The sequence below is a fragment of the Klebsiella sp. MPUS7 genome, assembly GCF_009905335.1.
GTDB classification, from domain to species: domain Bacteria; phylum Pseudomonadota; class Gammaproteobacteria; order Enterobacterales; family Enterobacteriaceae; genus Klebsiella; species Klebsiella grimontii.
Genome location: NZ_CP047604.1, coordinates 2,366,198 through 2,388,501 on the forward strand (window position 1 = coordinate 2,366,198; position 22,304 = coordinate 2,388,501).

Annotated in this window: 19 protein-coding genes; 7 read left to right on the forward strand and 12 right to left on the reverse strand. The window is 54.3% G+C overall.

Annotated features, from left to right (window positions below; translation table 11 throughout):
- Nucleotides 1-8: 8 nt before the first annotated feature.
- The 3 genes from GUC22_RS11105 to ptsP (GUC22_RS11115) all read right to left on the reverse strand — a co-directional run bounded on the left by GUC22_RS11105 (nucleotide 9) and on the right by ptsP (GUC22_RS11115) (nucleotide 4,151).
- Entirely contained in the window at nucleotides 9-1,112 is a 1,104-nt protein-coding gene (locus tag GUC22_RS11105; RefSeq protein ID WP_024357929.1) for a PTS fructose transporter subunit IIC, read from the reverse strand.
- Between the two features lie 163 nt (nucleotides 1,113-1,275).
- The gene (locus GUC22_RS11110) at nucleotides 1,276-1,596 is read right to left on the reverse strand and encodes a PTS fructose transporter subunit IIB (protein ID WP_024357930.1); all 321 of its coding nucleotides are present in this window, start codon (nucleotides 1,594-1,596) and stop codon (nucleotides 1,276-1,278) included.
- Between the two features lie 44 nt (nucleotides 1,597-1,640).
- Nucleotides 1,641-4,151, reverse strand: a complete 2,511-nt coding sequence (gene ptsP / locus GUC22_RS11115) for a phosphoenolpyruvate--protein phosphotransferase (RefSeq protein WP_049131285.1) — start codon at nucleotides 4,149-4,151, stop codon at nucleotides 1,641-1,643.
- A gap of 336 nt (nucleotides 4,152-4,487) precedes the next feature.
- Between ptsP (GUC22_RS11115) and GUC22_RS11120 the strand changes: the two genes are divergently transcribed.
- From GUC22_RS11120 to GUC22_RS11130, 3 genes are read left to right on the forward strand one after another with little or no spacing between them, the layout of a single operon-like run.
- A complete protein-coding gene (locus GUC22_RS11120; protein WP_024357932.1) occupies nucleotides 4,488-5,153 on the forward strand; it encodes an HAD-IA family hydrolase in 666 nt (221 codons plus the stop codon).
- Complete coding sequence (gene tkt / locus GUC22_RS11125) at nucleotides 5,154-7,148, forward strand: transketolase (RefSeq protein WP_024357933.1); 1,995 nt, start codon at nucleotides 5,154-5,156, stop codon at nucleotides 7,146-7,148.
- A gap of 55 nt (nucleotides 7,149-7,203) precedes the next feature.
- The gene (locus tag GUC22_RS11130; protein WP_116943542.1) at nucleotides 7,204-7,944 is read left to right on the forward strand and encodes a phosphatase; all 741 of its coding nucleotides are present in this window, start codon (nucleotides 7,204-7,206) and stop codon (nucleotides 7,942-7,944) included.
- Between the two features lie 81 nt (nucleotides 7,945-8,025).
- On the opposite strand, the gene GUC22_RS11135 is transcribed toward GUC22_RS11130, so the two are convergent.
- Genes GUC22_RS11135 through ptsP (GUC22_RS11150) form a run of 4 tightly spaced genes read right to left on the reverse strand, consistent with a single transcriptional unit; the run spans nucleotide 8,026 to nucleotide 12,812 of the window.
- Nucleotides 8,026-8,415: a PTS fructose transporter subunit IIB gene (locus tag GUC22_RS11135; protein ID WP_024357935.1), complete on the reverse strand. Its 390-nt coding sequence runs from the start codon at nucleotides 8,413-8,415 to the stop codon at nucleotides 8,026-8,028.
- Complete coding sequence (locus tag GUC22_RS11140; RefSeq protein WP_024357936.1) at nucleotides 8,412-9,266, reverse strand: AraC family transcriptional regulator; 855 nt, start codon at nucleotides 9,264-9,266, stop codon at nucleotides 8,412-8,414. Before GUC22_RS11140 ends, GUC22_RS11135 begins: the two co-directional genes overlap by 4 nt.
- A 1-nt stretch (nucleotide 9,267) precedes the next feature.
- The gene (locus GUC22_RS11145; protein WP_236044171.1) at nucleotides 9,268-10,251 is read right to left on the reverse strand and encodes a PTS fructose transporter subunit IIC; all 984 of its coding nucleotides are present in this window, start codon (nucleotides 10,249-10,251) and stop codon (nucleotides 9,268-9,270) included.
- A 59-nt stretch (nucleotides 10,252-10,310) separates the two neighbouring features.
- Nucleotides 10,311-12,812, reverse strand: coding sequence for a phosphoenolpyruvate--protein phosphotransferase (gene ptsP / locus GUC22_RS11150; protein WP_160183515.1), 2,502 nt, complete (start codon nucleotides 12,810-12,812; stop codon nucleotides 10,311-10,313).
- 548 nt (nucleotides 12,813-13,360) lie between these two features.
- Here ptsP (GUC22_RS11150) and GUC22_RS11155 point away from each other — a divergent pair.
- The 3 genes from GUC22_RS11155 to GUC22_RS11165 all read left to right on the forward strand — a co-directional run bounded on the left by GUC22_RS11155 (nucleotide 13,361) and on the right by GUC22_RS11165 (nucleotide 17,353).
- Nucleotides 13,361-14,449 (forward strand): ABC transporter substrate-binding protein, encoded by a 1,089-nt coding sequence (locus GUC22_RS11155; protein ID WP_024357939.1) that lies wholly within the window; start codon nucleotides 13,361-13,363, stop codon nucleotides 14,447-14,449.
- 71 nt (nucleotides 14,450-14,520) lie between these two features.
- Nucleotides 14,521-16,290, forward strand: a complete 1,770-nt coding sequence (locus GUC22_RS11160) for an ABC transporter permease (RefSeq protein ID WP_024357940.1) — start codon at nucleotides 14,521-14,523, stop codon at nucleotides 16,288-16,290.
- Nucleotides 16,283-17,353, forward strand: coding sequence for an ABC transporter ATP-binding protein (locus GUC22_RS11165; RefSeq protein WP_049085105.1), 1,071 nt, complete (start codon nucleotides 16,283-16,285; stop codon nucleotides 17,351-17,353). Before GUC22_RS11160 ends, GUC22_RS11165 begins: the two co-directional genes overlap by 8 nt.
- Nucleotides 17,354-17,410: 57 nt before the next feature.
- On the opposite strand, the gene GUC22_RS11170 is transcribed toward GUC22_RS11165, so the two are convergent.
- From GUC22_RS11170 to budA, 3 genes are read right to left on the reverse strand one after another with little or no spacing between them, the layout of a single operon-like run.
- Nucleotides 17,411-18,181, reverse strand: coding sequence for a (S)-acetoin forming diacetyl reductase (locus GUC22_RS11170; protein WP_049085106.1), 771 nt, complete (start codon nucleotides 18,179-18,181; stop codon nucleotides 17,411-17,413).
- A gap of 23 nt (nucleotides 18,182-18,204) precedes the next feature.
- Entirely contained in the window at nucleotides 18,205-19,884 is a 1,680-nt protein-coding gene (gene alsS, locus GUC22_RS11175) for an acetolactate synthase AlsS (protein ID WP_024357943.1), read from the reverse strand.
- A gap of 10 nt (nucleotides 19,885-19,894) precedes the next feature.
- Nucleotides 19,895-20,674 carry an acetolactate decarboxylase gene (gene budA, locus GUC22_RS11180; RefSeq protein ID WP_004119304.1) on the reverse strand — a complete coding sequence of 260 codons (780 nt, stop codon included), beginning with the start codon at nucleotides 20,672-20,674 and terminating at the stop codon, nucleotides 19,895-19,897.
- A gap of 106 nt (nucleotides 20,675-20,780) precedes the next feature.
- Between budA and GUC22_RS11185 the strand changes: the two genes are divergently transcribed.
- The gene (locus GUC22_RS11185; protein WP_024357944.1) at nucleotides 20,781-21,653 is read left to right on the forward strand and encodes a LysR family transcriptional regulator; all 873 of its coding nucleotides are present in this window, start codon (nucleotides 20,781-20,783) and stop codon (nucleotides 21,651-21,653) included.
- 48 nt (nucleotides 21,654-21,701) lie between these two features.
- On the opposite strand, the gene cspF is transcribed toward GUC22_RS11185, so the two are convergent.
- Entirely contained in the window at nucleotides 21,702-21,914 is a 213-nt protein-coding gene (gene cspF, locus GUC22_RS11190) for a cold shock-like protein CspF (RefSeq protein ID WP_004136705.1), read from the reverse strand.
- A 170-nt stretch (nucleotides 21,915-22,084) separates the two neighbouring features.
- On the reverse strand, nucleotides 22,085-22,255 hold the full coding sequence (locus GUC22_RS27420) for a YnfU family zinc-binding protein (protein ID WP_216356110.1): 171 nt from the start codon (nucleotides 22,253-22,255) through the stop codon (nucleotides 22,085-22,087).
- Nucleotides 22,256-22,304 lie beyond the last annotated feature (49 nt).

Consider the following 22,304-nt stretch of genomic DNA (forward strand, 5'->3'; position numbering starts at 1 on the left):
TTAATTCCTCAGGCTTTATTCATATCAGAAGTGATGGTTTTTTTAGCCGGGGATTTTTTTACCGGCTCGCTAATATTGGGGCGCAAAATATGCAGGCAGATTGCCGTGACAATAACGCCAATGGCCATATCAATGACGTACCACATCGGTGCTTTATTGACGCCAGCAATAGCAATTAATCCACCATGGGGAACCATGGACTCGACGCCGTGAACCATGGCCAGACCCGCACCGACGGCGCTGCCGATAATAATTGAAGGCAGAACGGTCTTCAGGTTTTTGACTGCGAAAGGAATAGCCCCTTCGGTAATACCGATTAACCCCATAAATGCGGCAGAGGTTCCCATTCTTCTTTCATCTTCCGCCCATTTACGTTGGGAAATAAACGTGGAAAGGGCAATGCCCAGCGGTGGAATAGCACAGGCAATACGGTAAGCGCCGTTCGGGCCATAAATCCCTTCGGCCATTAGCGCGAGGGTAAATGCCGTTGCGGTTTTATTCACCGGGCCGCCCATATCAAAGGCCGCCATTGCGCCGAGGATCAGCCCCAAAATAACGCCGCTGCTTCCTTGCATATTTGAGAGCATGGATACCAGCCAGTTCATGGCAAATCCAATTGGCCCAATCAGTACGTACAGATAAAGCATGCCGACAATGACGCTTGAAACAATGGGAATAATCATGATCGGCATAACCGGCATCAGTGCCTTACCGACTTTCCATGTTTTTATCCATTTAGCGACGTAGCCGCTGAGAATACCGAGCAGCATCGCGCCGAGAAAACCGGTTACCACATGGTCTGCGCCCAACGGTGTGCTGGCCATAAATCCGGTGATTAAACCCGGCGTCAGCCCAGGTTTACCGGCGATAGAGTAGGAGATATAGGCGGCCAGCACCGGGATCATCATTCCCAGGCCTGCGCTTCCGATAGCACCGAGGTTTAATAAAAATGGATTGGTTACCACCATGCCTTTGCCGGCGACCGGTTCGCCGCCCACCAGCGAGAGCGCGAGACAGATACCGCCGACTACCACTACCGGCATCATATATGACACGCCGGTACTGAACGCTTTAACTAAATCGTCCTTAATCGCTTTTGCTTTTTCCGACATTGTTGATCCTCCAGAACGCTATATTTTTATCGGGATGGCGATGATATATATGTGCTGTTATGCCGTGGCACCATTAACGAAATATAGCGCTCGCAGAAATTGAGTTAACGTTATTATTCACCGGTCGCGAGTGTCGAAATAAACTCGCAGCAGATAATTTAATTTATTGTACCAGTTTCTCGGCTTTGTCGATAATTGCAGCCGGATCGCGTACTACCTCTGCCGGGTTAAGTGAAATAACTAGCCCAGCATCTTCTTTTTCTTCAAAACGCTCGACGCCTTCAATACCAATGGCAATCGCCAGAATAACCACGTCGGCTTCAGCAATCTCATCTTCACTTAATTCATTTTCGATTCCCATGCCGCCTTGTGTTTCGACTTTGACGGCATAACCTCTTTTTTTACACTCTTGCTCGATAGCTTCCTGAGCCATATAGGTATGGGCAACTCCGGTAATGCATGCTGCGACTCCGACAATTTTCATAAGTGACTCCTGATTTATTATTTGGCTAAATTTTATATGATTTTTTACATGGCCAAAGTATTGGCCATCAGGTTGTAGAGTACGGTAACGTTTTCGGCTTGCTTTATTTCATTGCGGAAATCCTCTTTCATTAGCTTTCGGGCAAGCGTGGAGAAATATTTCATATGCTCGTTCGGATCGGCCGATCTACTGACCGTTAACATAAATACGGTTTCGACTTGCTGATCGTCCCACATAATTGGCGCAGCAAGAGTGGCCATACTGATAGTGGAGTAGTGAATATGCTCCGATTTAGTGTGCGGAATGGCGAAACCATAGCCCACGGCGGTGGAGAAGGAGTCCTCACGGGCCCAGATATCGTCGGTTAATTGATCCCGGTTATCGGTGCGATGGTGCAGCCAAAGATTGTCGGTCATCTTTTTGATAACTTCGTTTTTATCGCGGGCCTCCAGGCCACAGAGAATAAATTCCGGTGCGAGAATTGGCATAGAGTCGATCGCTTTTACCTCCGGCGAACGCAGCGCGGCTTTGACTTCAGCTGAGCGTTTTAAGGTCACTGACTCCTGGGCCAGCGCCTGACATTTAGCGAAACTCAGCTCCCGCAGGGCATGTTTGACGCCTGGAATTGAAGTGCCGCTCATGCTGAGCTCGTCAAAGCCCATGCCGACGAACAGCGGCAGAAAATCTTTGCTGGCGCCCAACTCCCCGCAGATGCCAATCCACTTGCCCGCGCGATGGGCTTCATTGGCGGCATACTGCATAGCGCGGAGGAATGCCGGGGCATAGTTGTCGTAAACTGCCGCAACCTGGGTGTTTCCACGGTCAGCGGCAAAAAAGTATTGCGTCAGATCGTTGCTGCCCACGCTGAAGAAATCAGCGTATTCTGCTATTTCGCTCATCGCGAAGATAACGGATGGGATCTCCAGCATCACACCGAGCGAGATTCCATCATTGAACGCCAGGCCTTCATCGCGCATCGCGCTTTTGACTTCTTCGAGGACTTCGCGACACCAGATCACTTCATCAACGTTGGCGATCATCGGAATCATGATTTTGGCATCGCCTAAAGCTGAAGCGCTGAGGATGGCCTTAAGTTGCATGGCGAAAAGTTCACGATAGCGAGGGTAAGTTCGCACCGCCCGGAAACCAAGAAACGGGTTTTCTTCTTCGCCGATGCTCAGGTAGTCGACGGGTTTATCGCCGCCAATGTCGAAGGTACGGAAGATAACCGGCTTCCCTTGAGCGACCTGCATAATCTGCCCGTAAAGTTCTGCCAGTTCGCGGTAGTCTGGTGCGGTTTCACGGTCCATGAATGACATTTCGGTACGAAACAACCCGATGCCTTCGGCACCATTGCTGAAGGCTGCCTCGGCTTCCGCCAGGCTGGCGATATTCGCGGCAATCTCAATATTATGATTATCGTGTGTAATCGTCGGCTGGCGGACGTTAGCCAGCATCTGTTGCTGCATACTCTGCTGGATGGCAATTTCATTGTGGTAATAGCGCAGGACCTTTTCATCAGGGGTCGTAATCAAGATCCCCGGATTGCCATCGATAATAATGTTACTTTCGGTGTTCAGCGCCAGGGTCGAAAAATCAATATCCGTCAGGGTCGGGATACCAAGCGAACGTGCGAGGATCGCCGTGTGTGATGTTTTGCCTGTCGCGGATAATACCATTCCGGCGAGGTGCTCTTTATTAATCGCGAGAAACTGACTCGGCGTCAGACTGTCGGCGATAATAATTGATGGCTGCGTTAATTCAAGGCTGCGCTGCGGCAGTATGCCTGCGCCATAAATCGCAGTAAGTAATTGTCCGGTTATATCGAGAACATCGAGCGTGCGCTCTTTAATGTATTTGCTTGATGATTGGTTAAGGATTTCACAAAATTCCATTGCCGCTTTAATGACCGCCTCCCAGGCGTTATCTCCGCTGGCAATGGCGGCGGCGATACGAGTTTGAAAGGTTATGTCGGTGATAATGGACAGGTGCGCTTGTAAAATATCGTGCTCGACGCCTTTTTTTATTTCCAGGGCTGTCTTTTTTTCGTGCTTAAGCGTTTCTAAACCAGCCAGGAAAAGACACTGCTGGTGCTCAGAAGAATATTCACCACCGGGGTTACGCGCCTGCATTTCCTTTAATGACAGGCCCTGGATTCGAACGGGCTTGGCAATGGCAATACCGCCGCTGATGCATGAACCCTGAATAAAACTGAGCTGAGTTTCCCGCAGGGAACGCGGGAGGTAGCCCGTGGGCGCTGCGGTTTCTTGCACATGGCTCACCTCGAAAGAGGGCAGCTTTTTGAGCAGCTCGCTAAGCTGATGAGCCGCTTTTGCAGCATCTTTTCCGCTGAGCGTAATTTCACAGGCGTCTTTGAGCAAAGTATCGGTAGCGACAATCGAGAGCGCGCTTTTACCATTACCCTGAAGGCCGTTGCGAATATTTTTCCAGCACACTACTGATTGAAAAGTATTGCACAATCGTTCGATGTGTCCCGCCGGACGGGCGTGAATACCATCCTTAAGTTCACATTGATAGGTTATTATCTCTGACATCATTGCTGCTCCCGATAATATTTTAGCCAGGGCTAATTAATTTTCTTTGTAGGTATGAATGCCTGCATTTCATGTTTTATATCATTCATCAGCATCGGCAGGCTTTGAATAGAAAAAAAGTGACATTTGCTTGAATAAAAGGGCCGGATTATTATTTTGTGATCGCAGTCGTGAAATTGAATTGTTGGGTCCGGTGTGAGAGCGGTCACATTTTAAATGATATTCGGTCTATGGTCACGCAATTGCTACTAACGTCTCTTTCTTTCTATTTATTGGCTGCTGGTTAATGGAGTACAAAATAAAGCACATTCTTTTAATTTCGCCGTGGTAATTACGATGAATTTTCGAGGTATATTACTGGATTTAGACGGGACGCTGGTGAACTCGCTGGATTTTGTCGAGGCTTCCTGGAGCTTATGGGCTACTAAAAAGGGGCTGGATGTGTGGGGGGTATGCGATTACCTCCATGGCAAGACAGCCCTGAATACGCTGCGCCACTTTATGCCCGATGCCAGCGAACAAACCATTATTGAGGAGTTTACCGCGCTGGAAGCGTTTGAGGCGCGTAACACTGATGGTATTACCGCGGTTGACGGAGCGGTGGATTTTCTCCGCCGACTGGAGCAGTTGCAGGTGCCCTGGGCAATAGTGACGTCGGGGTCGCTGAAGGTTGCTTCGGCGCGGATCCGCCGGGCCGGTTTTCCCTCTCCGCCGGTGCTGGTGACCAGCGAAGATATTGTTAAGGGCAAGCCGCACCCGGAACCGTTCCTTATTGGTGCAAGCCGGCTCAACCTTTCACCTGCTAACTGCTTGGCTTTTGAAGATTCAATAGCCGGTCTGCTTTCCGCGACCGAGGCGGGATGTGCTGTCGTTGAAGTCCTCACCCGTCAGTCCTCCGTTCATGATATCGACACCTGGCAAACCATTGATCGCTACCTTGGCCTGAGCGTAACGCGCCAGGGCGAGGCGGATTTTTTCCTTAAGATTTCGAGGGAGTTTTAAATGTCATCACGAAAGATTCTGGCGAATGCTATTCGTATGCTGAGCGTTGATGCCGTGCAGCGAGCAAACTCTGGTCATCCCGGGGCACCAATGGGAATGGCGGATATTGCCGAAGTACTGTGGCGGGATTTTCTCAACCACAATCCACATAACCCGACGTGGGCCAACCGCGACCGTTTCGTTCTCTCCAACGGTCACGGCTCGATGCTGATTTACAGTCTGCTGCACCTTAGCGGCTACGATCTATCGATTGATGAACTGAAAAACTTCCGTCAGCTGCATTCAAAAACGCCTGGTCACCCGGAAGTGGGTTATACCCCGGGCGTGGAAACCACTACCGGTCCCTTGGGGCAGGGGATTGCCAATGCGGTCGGCATGGCTATTGCCGAGAAAACCCTCGCGGCGCAGTTTAACCGGCCAGGTCACCAAATTGTCGACCACTTTACCTACGTCTTCATGGGCGATGGCTGCATGATGGAAGGGATTTCGCACGAAGTTTGCTCTCTGGCCGGAACGCTGAAGCTCGGGAAGCTGGTGGCGTTTTACGACGATAACGGTATCTCTATTGATGGCCACGTCGAAGGATGGTTCACCGACGACACAGCCAAACGCTTTGAGTCCTACGGCTGGCACGTGGTGCGCGGAGTCGATGGGCACGATCCTGAATCCATACGAGCCGCAATTGATGTCGCTAAGTCGATCGCTTCCATGCCGACGTTAATTATCTGTAAAACGGTGATTGGCTTCGGCTCGCCGCAGAAAGCGGGTACCCATGATGTACACGGCGCGCCGCTGGGCGAGGCTGAAGTCGCGGCGACGCGCGACGCGTTGGGTTGGCCGTATCCGCCATTTGTTATTCCTTCGGAGATTGCTGCGCAGTGGGATGCTCGCAAAGCCGGACAGGTGAAGGAAGCTGCATGGAATGAAGCGTTTGCGGCCTACGCGAAAGCGTTCCCCGAGCTGGCCGCTGAATATGCCCGCCGGATTAAGGGGCAGTTGCCCGCTGAGTTTGCCGGTAAGGCGCAGGCGTTTATTGAACAATTGCAGGCTAAACCAGCAAAAATCGCCAGCCGTAAAGCCTCGCAGAATACCCTTGAAGCCTTTGGCCCGCTGTTGCCGGAGTTTCTCGGCGGCTCTGCGGATCTGGCTCCATCCAACCTGACCCTATGGTCCGGCTCTCAGGCGATTAACGAACAATCCGGTGGAAACTATATTCACTACGGCGTGCGTGAATTCGGCATGACCGCCATCGCTAACGGCATCGCCCTGCACGGTGGCTTCCTGCCCTATACCTCGACGTTCCTGATGTTTGTCGAATACGCCCGTAACGCGGTACGCATGGCGGCGCTGATGAAGCAGCGACAGGTGATGGTTTATACCCACGACTCAATTGGTCTGGGCGAAGATGGCCCGACTCATCAGCCGGTCGAGCAGATTGCTTCATTACGCCTGACGCCGAATCTCAGCACATGGCGTCCCTGCGATCAAGTGGAGTCGGCGGTGGCGTGGAAATATGGCGTGGAACGCCTGGATGGACCTACCGCGCTGATTTTTTCCCGGCAAAACCTGACCCAGCAGGAACGAACCTGGCAGCAGGTGCAGGATATCGCGCGCGGCGGCTATATATTAAAGGATTGCGAAGGGCAACCGCAGCTCATTCTTATCGCGACCGGTTCGGAAACTGAGCTGGCGGTAGACGCGTGGCAAAAGCTGATGGCGGAGGGCGTAAAGGCGCGGGTGGTATCAATGCCGTCAACCGATGTCTTCGATAAGCAGGATGCGGCTTACCGCGACGCGGTATTGCCGCCGGCGGTTTCCGCTCGTCTCGCCGTGGAAGCGGGAATAACCGATTACTGGTTTAAATATGTCGGCCTGAACGGCGCGATTATAGGTATGCGAAGCTACGGCGAGTCCGCACCGGCGGAACAGCTTTATCAGGCGTTTGGTATTACCCTTGAAGCGGTATTGCAGCAGGCAAAAGCGCTTCTGGCTTAACCAGTACGGCCCCTTACGTCCTGAGGGGCCGCTTTTCATTCAGGGAAGGAATCACATGTATCCCGTCGATCTTCATATGCATACCCTGGCCAGCACCCATGCTTACAGCACGGTTCACGATTATATTGCCGCCGCGTTGCGTCACCACATTCGCCTGATTGCGATTACCGATCATGGCCCGGAAATGGTTGATGCGCCGCATCCGTTTCACTTTAATAATTTGCGCGTGCTGCCGCGCATTGTCGATGGCGTAGGGATTCTGCGCGGTATAGAGGCCAATATCAAACCCGGCGGCGAGACTGATTGCAGCGATAAAATGCGCGCATCGCTGGATTTAGCGATCGCTGGGTTCCACAAACAGGTGTTCACCCCTGCGGACATCATTACCAATACCGATGCGATGATTGCGGTGATGGCGAGCGGAAAGGTACATATTATTAGCCATCCCGGTAACCCAGAGTATCCGATTGATATACCGGCAGTTGTGGCGGCGGCGAAAGCGTGTCATGTGGCGTTGGAAGTCAATAACGCCTCGTTTGTCCACTCACGAAAGGGCAGCGAGGGGAACTGCCGTAAAATTGTCGCCGCCGTGCGTGATTGCGGCTGGCTGCTCTCGTTAGGAAGTGATTCGCACAGCGCCTTTTCGTTGGGAGATTTTAGCGCCTGCCAGCATGTGCTAACGGAGGCGGATTTTCCACCATCCAGAGTGCTGAACACCTCTGTGCGACAGGTGCTGACGTTTCTGGAACAGCGCGGAGCGAAGCACATACCTGAACTTGCTGCGCTGGGGGACTGAACCCCCTCACTCTTATAAAAGGATCGGGGGTATGCCTTGCCCGTGTTTTAATGCGGCTGACGCCTAACCGGGGCGACGGATTCACAGATCAATAACGTTGCCTCGCGGCAGATTTAGAGACTTACGCATAGCAGCGATAACCTCCGTCGGTTTAAGCAGCAGCGAGTTAATACAGACGTTCAAAACACGGCAACCGTCAAAGCGTGAGGGATTATCGATAGTAATATCAGAGGCGATGATGGCTAGCTCCGATTCGAAAATATCTTTATCGGTAATCTTATTCTTAAGCCCCAGCACGCCCTGAGTCTCGATTTTGATCGCAAAGCGATACTGCTTCGCGAGTTTCTCCAGTTGCTCCGCGGCCATATAAGTGTGCGCCACGCCGGTCGCGCACGCGGTCACCGCCACAATATGCAGATTCCGTTCGCTGGAGAAGGGCTGGATTTCATCTCTTCCTGCACGAGTGCTCATAAGCTTACTCCCTTATTTTTGCGCCGGTACTCAAGCGGCGTACAGTCGTTGATATCGCGAAATACCTTGCAGAAATAGTTGGTATCAGTGAAACCGCACTTCTCTGAAACCTCGTTAATTTTCAGATTGGTATTGATTAGTAGCGCTTTCGAACGGGTGATGCGGGCTAACTTAAGATACTCATTGAATTTCACGTCTGACTCCTTCGAAAACAGACGCGACAGATAGCCAGGCGAGATATTAAATGTTTCGGCGACGCTTTCCCGGCTAATGTCCGTGTGGTAGTGACTATCAATATGGCTCTTAATTTCGTCCAGCAAAGAGAACGGGCCTCGCTGATTAGTCAGGCCATCCGTAATTTGATACAACAGGTCGTTAATGAGTGCATAGATCACATGGGCGAAAGTCTCGTCGGTGTTATCCTGCGACCACGCCAGCGACTCGGCCAGGTCGAGTAGCCGGTCGCGAACCGTACTACTTGAATTTTGCAAATTGTACTTCTCCACCTCTTTAAACTGCGTGCCGTCCCAGTTACTGATGCTAAAACCGACGTCCTGCTTCCAAAAGACCACCGACATGCAAATAACCGGGCTTTCCCATTGCGGCGAATTCCAGCTGTTAGCGGGAATGTAGGTAATGGTACCGACCGGACGTTCATATTTCACAATGCGGTCCACCCCTTTTGGCAGCAGCATGCTGAGCGCGCCTTTTACCGTTAGTTCTATGCGTGGCACGTGAAGATGATAGGCCATTGCCGGGGCCTGTGCGTTACCGTTAGCCACCAGTACGCTTTCGTTTATTGCCCCCTCGGCGCTAAATTCGCTGAGAATAGATTGAATAAAAGTGCCCATATTATGTCCGCGGTTTGATAACGGTTTTAAGAACCTTCACCGCCACCGCGGTGGCGATGGTGCCGGCGATAATCGAAGCGATGTAGCCAAAATGGTTACCGATCACCGGTAATACGATAAGCCCGCCCCACGGGGCGGCGTTGGCCGCGCCAAACCATAATGAGAGGATTGCCGCGACCGTGCTGCCGAACATTATTGCCGGGATCACCCGTACTGGGTCGGCCGCCGCAAATGGGATCGCACCTTCTGTGATCCCCATAATCCCCATGATCACCGCAGGTTTCCCGGCTTCCCGTTCCACGTCAGTGAAAACGTCTTTAAACAGAAATGTCGCCAGACTCAGACCCAGAGGCGGCGTGCAGACGGCGCTAGCAACCGCCGCCATCAGCTGAGGATTGGTGGAGATCAGCGCCACAGCAAAGAAAAAGGCGGTTTTATTCATTGGTCCGCCCATATCAACGGCGATCATGCAGCCTAAAATGGTGCCGAGGATAATAAACGAGGCGCCCTGCATATTGCTCAGCCAGACGCTAAGCCACTTCATCAAACCGGCAATAGGATCGCCAATAATGTAATACACCGCCATGCCGGTGAGGAATGTGCCGACCAGTGGAATAATAAATATCGGCAGGACCATGCGCAGAAAATTTGGGATTTTGAGCCAGGCTATCAGGTTTAGCAGGAGATAAACCACCAGCCCGGCAATAATTCCCGAGAGCATGCCGCCCAAAAATCCGGCTCCCATCTGATAGGCCATCAGCCCGCCAATAGCGCCCGGCGCGATGCCTGGTTTGTCGACCATCGAATAAGCGATAAACCCCGACAATATTGGAATAAACAGGGTTAAGCCCGCCATGCCAATTTGCGATATGGCCTTTAGAAAACCGTGGTCCGGCACCGCTGCTTCGCCGTTGAACATCACCGCCAGCGCCAGCAGAACGCCGCCGGCGACCACAAACGGAATCATGTAGGAAACGCCGGTCATAAAATGTCGTTTCGTATTTTTTAATAGTTTTAACATGACAGCCTCGTAACGTTTGCTGCTCAGAAGTCCAGCGTTTTGGATATCAGCAGATAAAGGGCTTGCGGGTCTTTCGCCCTTTTAATTTGGCTGACAAATTCATCATTCATGAGCATGCGCGCCAGGGTGGAGAAGTACTTCATGTGCTCATTATCCTGCGCGGATTTGCCGATCGTCAGCATGAACAGGGTATCCACCATGACGCCGCCCCAGGCAATAGGTTGCCTGAGCGTGGCAATACTGACGGTAGAATCCTTGATGTGGTCCGTTTGGGCGTGAGGGATAGCAAAACCCGAACCGACGACGGTAGGAAAGGGCACTTCACGGGCCCAGATATCGTCGCAGAGCGGGTCTCGTGCGTCGGTACGCTGCTGTAGCCACAGATTATCCACCAGTATTTTGATCGCCTCATTTTTATCAGCGGCGTCAATTGCCCATAAAATCATCTCCGGCGACAGCAAGGGTTTTTTCATCGCGCTAGCGCCTGATTTTTGTAGCGCGGCGTTGACCTGTTGAGCGTTCTTCTGTTGCACCAGATTTTGCGCCAGCGGCCGACAATCTGCGAGGCTAAGCTCGCGCAGCGCGTGTTTAGCCCGCGGAATTGTCGCGCAGTTCATACTCAATTCATCAAATCCGATACCGACAAGCAGCGGAAGAATGGCTTCGTCTGCGGCGAGTTCTCCGCACAGGCCGATAGGTTTACCAAGGCGATGGGCCTCGCTGACTGCAAATTGCAGAGCGCGTAAAAATGGCGGCGCATAGCTGTCATAAAGCGCTTTTACCCGGGCATTACCCCGGTCGGCGGCGAAAAAGTACTGCGTCAGATCGTTACTGCCCAGACTGAAGAAGTCGACATGTTCGGCCATTTCAGCCATAGCAAACAGTACCGAAGGCACCTCCAGCATGATGCCTAGCGCAATCTGCTCATCAAACGCCAGACCCGCGTGGCGCATCTCCTGCATGACGGATTCCAGCACCTTCCGACACCAGATAAGCTCTTCCACCCGGGCGATCATCGGCAACATAATTTTGACTGTACCTGTCGCAGAAGCGATAAGAATAGCCTTTAGTTGAGTGGCAAAAAGGTCGCGATGGTGTGGATAGGTACGTACGGCCCGAAAGCCGAGAAATGGGTTGTCTTCCGGGCCGATACTCAGGTAACCGACCGGTTTATCGCCTCCGATATCGAAGGTGCGAAAGATAACGGTCTTGCCGCCCGCCAGACCGACCACCTGCTGATATAGCGCGGCCAGCTCGTCGCAGGTGGGAGGGCAATCGCGACTCATAAACGCCATTTCGGTGCGAAACAGGCCAATGCTCTCTGCGCCATTTTCAAAGGCGGCCTGCGCTTCGGCAAGGCTTGCGATGTTTGCCGCTATCTCTATGCGATGACCGTCGCGGGTTTGTGCCGGCACCAGAGCGTTGGCCCGCAGCCGTCGCTGCATTTCCCGCTGGACGGTAATTTCCTGACGGTAGTAGCGCAGCACCTTCTCATCCGGATGGATAATCAGTATCCCCGGTTCACCATCGATAATGATCTGCTGTTGATCCTCAAGCGCCAGCTTAGAAAAATCGATATCGGCCAGGGTCGGAATGCCCAGCGATCGCGCCAGGATTGCCGTGTGGGAGGTTTTACCCATCGATGACAGCACCAGGCCTGCAAGCTGGCTGCGGTCGAGCGCCAGAAATTGGCTGGGGGTCAGGTTGTTGGCGAACACAATTACCGGTTCATTTAACGCGATCGGACGAGACGCCAGAGCCTGTTCACCATAAACCGCGCTGATAAGCTGCGCTGCGATATCGAGTATATCCAGCGCGCGCTCCTGCAGATAACGGCTGGACGAATTCTCAAGCTGGTGGCAAATGTCGAGCGACGCCCGAGCGATAGCTGACCAGGCATTCATCCGCTCATTAAGATATCCGACTGCGTTATCCTGAAAGGTCATGTCGGTTATCAGCGATAGATGCGCCGCCATCAGGTCGTGCTCAATGCCTTGGGTCTGCCCAAGAGCAGCCTCTTTCTCTGCGCGTAGCGATGCGAGCCCTGTATGAAAACGGTCCTTTTCGTATTCGATACTGCCGATAAAACCTGGATTGGCGTCGATGAGATCGTCGAACGTCAGACCCTGAATAACCTGCGGTTTTGCAATTGCGGCGCCTTTATTAATACGACATCCTTGAATAACCTGCGGATTGAGCTCGCGCAGACAACGGGGCAGATAGCCTTGGGTTGTCACCGATTCCTGCTCAAGGGTGAATGAGGGAAGATCGGAAAGCAGTGCGCATAGCTGGGCCGCGGCCTGCTGTTCATCTTCGCCGCTCAGGGTGATTCGGCATTCATCATTGAGCAGCGTGTCGCTGGCAATCAACGAAAGGGCGCTTTTCGCATTAGCTTTCAGCGCCGTGCGGGTGTTTTCCCAGTCGATCGCAGCCTGGAAGAGGTTACATAGCCGCGCGATATAACCCGCTGGCCGGGCATGAATACCTTCGTTTAGCACGCATTTATAGGTTATAACCACCGGCATGTCGACTCCTGAACGCTTCTGTACCCGTCAATTTATTCACCGCTCCTGATATCTTTCCCTGTTCGTTATAGCGATGACATAGTAAAAAAGTCACCTTTACTTAAAAAAAATGACCTGATTGTGATTTTGTGACTATTGTCATATTTACCACCGCGGCGATTTTGTTTTAGTTCTTTGATTTAAGTTGCTTTTTTTTTGTGGCATTTAAAGAGTAGTTTGCGAGCCAGGTCACAAAATTTAAGCGGTGTTCGACATTATTTAACCCGGCTGATATTCACTGGATGGTTTTTGTGGGCATGTGCCCCGGGTTGTATTTTGATATTTAATGAAACGCCATATTCGATAACCGATAAAATAGAGGGACTTAATGTTTTCTTAATATTCCCGCCGCAGAGCGTTAATCGCTTTCGCTTTATCCCGCGAATCTTCCTTTAAATTACGCCAGCGTCACAAAAGCCGTAAAAAAACAAAATCCGGCGTTGCAAGGCTCTGGCGCCCCGCTATATGTTAAAATTACGCTTAATAATTGACACCTAAAGGTTGATTTTATGTATATGAAAATTAGTGGGTTAATGATTTCACTGACGGCAATATTCTCCGGTCAGGTTCTTGCCGCAGTCCCTGAGGGCTACCCGGCGGATTATCAAAAAGTGGTGGATGCCGGGATTAAAGAAGGCAAAGTGGTTATCTATTCAACGACCGATACCAAGGCCGCAGGCCCGTTAATTAAAGGCTTTGAGGCGCAATATCCCGGCATTAAAGTTGAATATAACGATATGAACAGTACCGAATTGTACAACCGTTATATCAGCGAACAGGCGGCGGGCGGCGGCAGCGGCGATGTGGTCTGGAGCTCTTCCATGGATACGGCGCTGAAGCTTGCCACCGAATACGCCGAAGAGTACGCCTCGCCGGAGCGGGATAAGCTGCCAAAATGGGCGGTCTGGCAACAAAAAGCTTACGGCACGACCTACGAGCCGGTGGTCTTTATCTATAATAAACGGCTGATCCCGCAGGGTGATGTTCCGGACTCGCATACCGCGTTGGCGAAGCTTATCTCCGCTCAGGCCGATAAATTCAAAGGCAAGGTCACCACGTACGATATTGAAAAATCAGGGCTGGGTTTTATGCTGGCGGTGCAGGACAGCAAAGCCGATGCTAACTACTTTAACGATCTGGCGGGCATTGCGAAAGGCGGCCTGACGGTGCAATCGTCCACCGGTACGATGATGGAGCGCGTCTCCTCCGGTGAAAACCTGATTGGCTACAATATTCTCGGTTCCTACGCGGAAGCGCGGGCGAAAACCGACCCTTCGCTTGGCATCTCATATCCGAAAGATTACGTGCTGGTGCTCTCCCGGGTCTCCTTTATTACCGCAGAAGCCGAGCATCTTAATGCGGCGAAGCTGTGGTTTGACTACGTGCTGTCGGAAAAGGGGCAAAGCATCCTCGCGAACCAGGCCGATATTCCCTCCCTGCGCAATGATATCGAAGGTAAAAATGATATTGACGGCATGACCAAAATGCTTGGCAGCGCGCTGAAGCCGATTCCGGTCGATGAAACGCTGCTGGCGTATCTTGAGCCGAAGCAACGTCTGGAATTTATCAAACAGTGGCGTACCGCCGCGGCGAAATAACCCCCCGGCGCTGCGCCTCTTTTCCGGATGCGCAGCCCGCTTAATGCCCGCCAGATTTAAAGGGATCGCTTATGAATGTCTTACGTCGAAAATGGCAGGGTTTGCCGCGCGGTATCGTCGTCGTGATGACGGCGCTGGCGATTTATGTCCCGCTGTTGTTTATCGTGGTGCAGAGCTTTCTCTCGGCGCCTTTTTTTGCCCGCTCGAAGTCGTTCAGCCTCGAAGCCTTCGCGTTTATCTTTAGCGACCCGGATTTTTATCTGGCGCTAAAATCCGGTTTTATTCTCGCCTTCGGTCTGGTGGCGATCGCCATCCCCCTCGGCGGGATCCTCGCTTTTTTAATGGTGCGCACCGATTTACCCGGGCGGCGGTTTATTGAGCCGCTGATTCTGGTGCCGATTTTCGTTTCGCCGATGGTGCTGGGCTTTGGTTACGTGGTGGCGGCCGGACCGGTAGGTTTCTTTTCGCAATGGGCGGAACAGCTGATCGGTTTCGTACCGTGGAATATTTACTCAATGTTCAGCATCGTGGTGATTGCCGGACTGACGCACGTTCCGCATGCCTATCTCTATATCTCTTCCGCCCTGCGCAGCGTCGGGTCGGACGTGGAGGAGGCCGCGCGCACGGTGGGCGCATCGCCGCTGCAGGTGATGACGGCGGTGAGCTTGCCCATGGTGCGACCGTCGATACTCTACGCCTGCGTGCTGCTGTTTTTCCTTGGTCTGGAAGTGTTTGGCCTGATGTTGGTGCTGGGGGACCCGGAGGGCAACATGGTGCTGGCGACCTATCTTTATAAGCTGACCAACAAGCTCGGCACCCCTTCCTATCACCTGATGGCGGCGGTAGCGGTGGTGCTGATCTGCATCACCATTCCGCTGGTAATGCTCCAGCGCCGCCTGATGCGCACTGCCAACCGCTTTGTCACCATGAAGGGGAAAGCGTCCCAGGCCCGCGCGCTGCCGCTGGGGAAATGGCGCTGGGTCGCCGGGATTGTGGTGGTGGCCTGGCTGACGGTCACTATCGGCGTGCCGCTGATCGGCGTTGCGCTGCGGGCCTTTATTTCAAACTGGGGCGTAGGCGTTTCGCTATGGGATGAGCTCTCGCTGGCGACGTTCCGTAGCATCTGGCAGCAGCCGAACCTGCTGCGCGCCATCGTTAACTCCATGGCGATTGGCGTGTTCGGCGGCGCGCTGGCGGTGGTCTGCTATCTGTTCGTGGGCATCGCCATGCACCGTAAACCGGATAACGTCACGCGCTTTCTTGACTACAGCGTGCTGGTACCGCGCGCCGTGCCGGGGCTGCTGGCCGGGCTGGCGTTTCTGTGGGTGTTTCTGTTTCTGCCGATGTGGCTCGATCAGTCGCTGAAAAACGGCTGGCTCTCGGCGCTGCCGGTGGCGGACTGGCTGCGCGAGCACCTGATCGTTCAGCTGCGCGCGCTGCGTAATACTATTTTTAGCGTCTGGCTGGCTTATACCGTGGTGTGGATGGCCTACGGCCTGCGGCTGATCTCCTCGACGCTGCTGCAGGTGGCGCCGGAGCTGGAAGAGGCCGCGCGCAGTACCGGCGCATCGCGCGGGCAGATTACCCGTCACGTCACGGTGCCGCTGTCGCGCTACGGCTTAATCGGCTCATGGCTGCTGATGTTTCTTATCTTCGAGCGCGAATACTCAACCGGGGTTTATCTGCTTTCGCCCGGAACCGAAACGATCGGTTCGATGCTGGTCTCGCTGTGGGCGGCGGGGGCTATCGATATTGTCGCCGCGCTCTCCTTCATCAATATCCTGCTGGTGGTCGTGGGGCTGGGTATCGCGCTGCGCTTTGGAGTGAAATTACATGATTGAATTATCGGTAGAAAACCTGCATCTGACCTACGGCGATAATCCGGTGCTTAAGGGCGTGTCCATGGAACTGAAGCGGGGAGAGGTGGTGTCGCTGCTCGGGCCATCGGGTAGCGGAAAAACCACGCTGCTGCGGGCGGTCGCCGGGCTGGAGAAGCCGACCGGCGGCATTATCACCATTGGAAAATCCCGCGTCTATGACGGCAACCCGCGTAGCGAAATTCCGGCCGAGGAGCGCAACCTGGGGCTGGTGTTTCAGTCCTACGCGCTGTGGCCGCATAAAACAGTGTTTGAAAACGTCGCTTACCCGCTGAAGCTGCGTAAGGTTGCCGCCGCGGAGATCAAGCAGCGGGTCCAGACCGTACTTGAACAGCTGGGGCTGGGGCATCTTGGCAATCGCCATCCGCATCAGCTCTCCGGAGGACAGCAGCAGCGCGTGGCCATCGGCAGGGCGCTGGTTTACAACCCGCCGGTGATCCTGCTGGATGAACCGCTGTCGAATCTGGACGCCAAGCTGCGGGAAGAAGCGCGGGTCTTTTTGCGCGAGCTGATCGTCAAGCTGGGACTGTCGGCGCTGATGGTCACGCACGATCAGAATGAGGCGATGGCGATTTCCGATCGCATTCTGCTGCTTAATAACGGCGTGATCGAGCAGCAGGGCACCCCGCAGGAGATGTACGGCAGCCCGAAAACGCTGTTTGCCGCCGAGTTTATGGGCAGTAATAATCGCCTGCATGGCACCGTCAGCGCGCTGGAGAACGGTCGGGCGCGCATTGAGGGGGCCAGCTGGGCGCTCTGGGGAATGGCGGGGGAAGGGGTCAGCGTGGGGGAAGAGGCGACGGCGGTGATCCGCGTTGAGCGCCTGCGCATCGCTTCAGCGCCTGAAGAGAACATGCTGGCGCTGCCGCTGTTGACCAGCATGTACCTCGGCGACCGCTGGGAGTATCTGTTTCGCACCGAAGGCGATGATTTCGCCATACGCGCCTACGGCAGCGCGCTGCGCGATGCCGAGCGTTGCCATCTGGCGTTGCCCGTCAGCGACCTGTGGATCTTCCCGAAAGGTTGAGATAAAAAAAGCCCCGGCGGTGAAGCCGGGGCAAACCATGTCAGAGCTTATTTATTATTAGTTAAATACCATGCCGCCATCGATCAGCAGCGATTGGCCGGTCATATAGTTGGAGTCTGGACCGGCGAGATAAGAGACGCAGGCCGCGACGTCTTCCGGCTCGGATAGCCGTCCAAGGGTAATGCGTTTGGCGAACTCCTGGGTTCCGTAACCCAGCGGTTTACCCGCCGCTTCGGAAACCTGGCGGTCAATCTCCGCCCACATTGGGGTTTTGACGATCCCCGGGCAGTAGCCGTTAACGGTAATTCCCAGATGCGCCAGATCGCGGGCGGCGGTTTGCGTCAGGCCGCGCACGGCAAACTTACTGGAGCTATAGACCGCCAGCTCCGGGTTACCTACATGGCCCGCCTGGGAGCAGGCGTTGATGATTTTGCCGCCGTGGCCCTCTTGTTTAAACGCCTCGACCGCGGCCTGGATGCCCCAGATAACGCCTTTGACGTTGATATTGTAGACTTTATCGATCACGTCCTCGCGAATCTCCTCGATTGGCGTGGAGGGCGCAACCCCGGCGTTGTTGACGATCACGTCAAAACCGCCGAGGCCCTTGCGCGCCTGTTCGACGGCGGCAAAAACCTGATCGCGTTGAGACACATCCACCTTCACCGCCAGCGCCCGGCCGCCGCTGCGGTTAATTTCATCGGCGACCGCCTGTGCGGTGGCGTCGTTATAATCGGCGATAGCCACGGCAAAACCATCTTTCACCAGGCGAAGGGCGATAGCTTTACCGATACCCTGGCCCGCGCCGGTGACGAGTGCGACTTTTTTCATTGATAGATTCCTTCTGTAGTGACTCAAAGTATTTGACTGAGATGGAGCTGGCCCATCAGCAGCGGGTTATCGCGGTAATCCACGGGGATGGCCACGACGGCGGGGCCGTCAACGTCCATCGCCGCCCGCAGCGTCGGCTCAAGGGCTTCGGCGCTCTCTACCGCAAACCCTTTGGCGCCGAAGGCTTCGGCATAGACTTTAAAATCCACCGGGCCGAACTCAACGCCGGAGAGCCGCTGGTATTTTTTCTCCTCCTGAATCGCCACCATGTTGTAGCCGTTATCGACCCAGATGATATGCAGGACGTTCGCTTTCAGCCGTACGGCGGTCTCCAGCTCCATGCTGGACTGCAGGAAACCGCCGTCGCCGGAAACGGAAACCACTTTGCGCTGCGGATTGACCAGCCAGGCGCCAATCGCCCACGGCAGCGCCACCCCCATGGTCTGTTGACCGTTGGAAATCATCACCTGACGGGCGCGGAAGCTGTAGAGATAGCGGGCGATCCAGATATGAAAGCTCCCCATATCGACGGTCAGGGTGACATCGCTATTGACGATGTCCTGCATGGCGCGAACGATGCGCAGCGGATGCAGGGCGAACTGGTTCAGCTGCGCGCCGCGGCGGTTGAGGAGCTCCCGCTGATGCTGGCGATCGACCAGGATCTCGGCGGCCTGCGGCGACAGCACCAGCTGGTGGTCGATGCGCTGAGACAGTTTGTTCAGGGTGGCGGCGATATTGCCGACCAGCTCGACGTCCGGGGTATAGTTACGCTCTTCGTAAGCGGGCAGCACGTCGATATGCACCAGCGTAGCGTTACCGTTATTCCACATGGCCGGTTCGTACTCCACCGGGCTATAGCCGATGCAGATGACCAGGTCGGCGAGATGCAGGAGTCGATCCCCTGCCTGGTTGTTGAACAGCCCAACCCGCCCGGCGAAGCGGGTAAAGTGGTCCTGATTGACCGCGCCGGCGGCCTGATAGGTACTGGTTACCGGGATATGGCTTTTTTTCAGTAATTCGCGCAGCGCCGCGCTGTTTTCCGTCTGGCTGGCCATCAGGCCGAGCAGAAATATCGGATTTTTCGCGCCGGCAATCATCTTCGCGACTCGCGCAATGGCTTCGTCCGGCGCCGCGCCGGTCTGCGGCGCATCGCCGGCGGGCAGAACCCTGGCGTGGACCGGCCCGTCGACCACGTCCTGCGGCAGGCTGACGAAGGCGCTGCCGGGGCGTCCCTGCTCGGCTGCGCGAAACGCGTTGGAGACAACCTCCGCCAGCGCTTCCGGCGCGGTGACTTCCACCGAGTATTTGGTCACCGGGCTAAACATCGCCACCGTATCCATACTCTGATGCACCTGTTTGGCCTTATCGGCGCGTTTTACCGCGCCGCCCAGCGCCACCACCGGGTCGCCCTCGCTATTGGCCGTTGCCATCCCGGTAATCAGGTTAGAGCAGCCCGGTCCGGACGTGACCAGCGCGACGCCCGCTTTGCCGGTGATGCGGCCAACCGCGGCGGCCATAAAGGCGGCGTTGGCTTCGTGGCGCACCGGGATAATGCGAATGGAGGAGTCGAGCAGCGAATCGAAGACTTTATCGATTTTGGCCCCCGGAATGCCGAACACCTGGCGTACTCCCTGGGCCTCAAGCTGGCTGACGATGAGGTCGGCGCCGTGCGCCCACTGGCGCGGTTGATGTTGATTATCCACGAGAATCTCCTTAGTTTTCGACTGAGCGAATGGCGGCATCAAGATTGTCTGGATGCAGATCCGCCTGCAGAAAGGCGCTATCGGCAGGAAGGTCAATCATCAATTTGTGGATCTCGCCAAAGGTCAGCACGCCGTGGTCGAGCTGATAATCGAGCAGATGGCCGCCGCCCTGGCGGTCATCGGTGATGAAGTGTTCGTGGTAGCCGGCCACGTTAATGCCCTGCATATGCTGCGGCGTTCTGAACCCAACCAGGACCCCCTCGCGCTGGTTGAAGCGAAAAACCGGCTGGTCGTCGAGTACGTCGGTCATCGCCCGATAGGGCGGCGTCTGGCGCGGTACCGTGCGGGTATGGGCGTGGCGAAAATGGCCGTTAATACGCAGGGCGCAGAACAGATTGTCCGACGGGATTTGCTGGTCGATGATGTCGTGCAGCTGTTCGCGGCTGACCGGTTTATCGAACGTTTTGCGATACTGCGGCTGAAACCAGGTCATCACCGCGAACGGCGTACGCTGTTCCATACGGGCTTTGCGGGCGCTGCCGTCGGCGCGCAGCTGGTAAACTTCGCTGCTAAACGCGATCAGCTCGCCGTCCAGTTCATTAAAGGTCCCGAGGCCGAAATCACCGTGGGTGAGCAAATCGGCGATGGTCGTATTACCTTCATAAACGCCGCTAAGCAGCGCGCTCATCAGAGAGGTCTGGTAGATGACGCTATCGGGATGTTGCGCGGAAAATCCTCGTAGAGTTTCACACAGGCTCTCTTCACAAGAGCATTCAGCAGAATGGTTCATTGCCCACTTCCTCGTTCAACGAATATCAGAAAGGTTAAATAAATGTTGACCCGATTCAGCTCACAGTTCCAATATAGAATCTATGATTGTTTGAGACGTTTTCGATATGGAACTTCGTTATTTGCGCTACTTCGTCGCCGTCGCCGAGGCGCGGCACTTCACTAAAGCGGCAAAAGAACTTGGCATCTCCCAGCCCCCGCTAAGCCAGCAAATTCAAAGGCTTGAAAGAGAAATTGGCACACCGCTTTTCCGCCGTTTAACGCGGGGCGTCGAGCTGACGGAAGCGGGGGAGTCGTTCTATGAGGATGCCTGCCAGATTCTGGCGTTAAGCGACGCGGCGCTGGAAAAAACCAAGGGAATTGCCCGCGGGCTGAACGGTCGCCTCTCGCTGGGCATTACCAGCTCCGACGCTTTTCATCCGCAAATCTTTAGCCTGTTACAGCAATTTCAGCAAAGTTACCCGGGGGTGACGTTACATCAGGTCGAGGGCAATATGGCAACGCTGATGGGGGCGCTTGGCGAAGCGGAGCTGGATATTGCTTTTGTGCGCCTGCCCTGTGAGAGCAGTAAAGCGTTCAATCTGCGGATTATCGATCAAGAACCGATGGTGATTGCCCTGGCGCGTTCGCACCCGCTATCGTCCCACCGCGAGCTGACGCTGGAGCAGTTGACGGACGTGGCGCCGATTCTTTTCCCGCGTGAAGTGGCTCCCGGACTCTACGAACTGGTGTATAACAGCTATCTGCGCGCCGGTATTGATATGCAAAGCGCCTATCAGTCATCGCAAATTTCATCGTCATTGAGCATGGTGGAGGCCGGATTCGGCTTTGCGCTGGTGCCGCAGTCGATGACCTGCATCACGCTGCCCAACGTGAGCTATCATCCGCTAATGGGGACGCCGCTGAAAACCGATATCGCTATCGCCTGGCGGCGCTACGAGCGCTCGCGCACGGTGAAGCGTTTTTTGGCCATGTTTTAACCGGCGGGGTGACGACGACAGGAAATATTTAACGCTTTTTAAAACTGTTTAAGAAAGGTAGACGTTGGCGGCGGTTGGGCCTCGCAGTCCGTTGACTCGACGAAATTCGACGCGGATTCCGGGGCTGATTGTGGTTGGTTCGCCGGGCGATAATGCGGAAATATGAACCTGAACGTCTTTACGACCATCGGAGGGGATTATCAGGCCTTTGCCTGTTTTATTATCAAACGCTTTGACAATACCTGTCATTTTTTGGAACAAATAAATACCTTTTAAATATGAAAACCGGCACGACTATACCGTAAGCGCGCGGGAAGTCTATTCAAATCAAAATAAAACCCGCGCAGGCGGGCTTTTTTTGCCAAATGAGTTCGGCGCTGGCTGATTATTGCGCAATCACGCGCGGCAATCGGCATCTGGCAAGGGAATAATTATGCAGCGGATCGTGATGAGGACTGAAAGAGTTTATGGCAGTAGGGGCAAATGAGTTGCGCACCTTTTTGGACTCGGCTGAAGCTGTGTTCTGAGTCCTGAGAGCAGTTAGGGCAGGAGCATTTAACGAGATAATTACGGCGAGTTTTAGCGTCTTTGCGTTCTGACATATGATATTTCCTGATTTATGAGTGTATGACCATACAGCATTTCGCGGCA

What these genes read in the sequence shown, in the direction of transcription:
- GUC22_RS11105 (WP_024357929.1), bottom strand. Translation starts at nt 1,112, where the DNA reads ATGTCGGAAAAAGCAAAAGCGATTAAGGACGATTTAGTTAAAGCGTTC.
- GUC22_RS11110 (WP_024357930.1), bottom strand. Translation starts at nt 1,596, where the DNA reads ATGAAAATTGTCGGAGTCGCAGCATGCATTACCGGAGTTGCCCATACC.
- ptsP (WP_049131285.1), bottom strand. Translation starts at nt 4,151, where the DNA reads ATGTCAGAGATAATAACCTATCAATGTGAACTTAAGGATGGTATTCAC.
- GUC22_RS11120 (WP_024357932.1), top strand. Translation starts at nt 4,488, where the DNA reads ATGAATTTTCGAGGTATATTACTGGATTTAGACGGGACGCTGGTGAAC.
- tkt (WP_024357933.1), top strand. Translation starts at nt 5,154, where the DNA reads ATGTCATCACGAAAGATTCTGGCGAATGCTATTCGTATGCTGAGCGTT.
- GUC22_RS11130 (WP_116943542.1), top strand. Translation starts at nt 7,204, where the DNA reads ATGTATCCCGTCGATCTTCATATGCATACCCTGGCCAGCACCCATGCT.
- GUC22_RS11135 (WP_024357935.1), bottom strand. Translation starts at nt 8,415, where the DNA reads ATGAGCACTCGTGCAGGAAGAGATGAAATCCAGCCCTTCTCCAGCGAA.
- GUC22_RS11140 (WP_024357936.1), bottom strand. Translation starts at nt 9,266, where the DNA reads ATGGGCACTTTTATTCAATCTATTCTCAGCGAATTTAGCGCCGAGGGG.
- GUC22_RS11145 (WP_236044171.1), bottom strand. Translation starts at nt 10,251, where the DNA reads ATGACCGGCGTTTCCTACATGATTCCGTTTGTGGTCGCCGGCGGCGTT.
- ptsP (WP_160183515.1), bottom strand. Translation starts at nt 12,812, where the DNA reads ATGCCGGTGGTTATAACCTATAAATGCGTGCTAAACGAAGGTATTCAT.
- GUC22_RS11155 (WP_024357939.1), top strand. Translation starts at nt 13,361, where the DNA reads ATGTATATGAAAATTAGTGGGTTAATGATTTCACTGACGGCAATATTC.
- GUC22_RS11160 (WP_024357940.1), top strand. Translation starts at nt 14,521, where the DNA reads ATGAATGTCTTACGTCGAAAATGGCAGGGTTTGCCGCGCGGTATCGTC.
- GUC22_RS11165 (WP_049085105.1), top strand. Translation starts at nt 16,283, where the DNA reads ATGATTGAATTATCGGTAGAAAACCTGCATCTGACCTACGGCGATAAT.
- GUC22_RS11170 (WP_049085106.1), bottom strand. Translation starts at nt 18,181, where the DNA reads ATGAAAAAAGTCGCACTCGTCACCGGCGCGGGCCAGGGTATCGGTAAA.
- budA (WP_004119304.1), bottom strand. Translation starts at nt 20,674, where the DNA reads ATGAACCATTCTGCTGAATGCTCTTGTGAAGAGAGCCTGTGTGAAACT.
- GUC22_RS11185 (WP_024357944.1), top strand. Translation starts at nt 20,781, where the DNA reads ATGGAACTTCGTTATTTGCGCTACTTCGTCGCCGTCGCCGAGGCGCGG.
- GUC22_RS27420 (WP_216356110.1), bottom strand. Translation starts at nt 22,255, where the DNA reads ATGTCAGAACGCAAAGACGCTAAAACTCGCCGTAATTATCTCGTTAAA.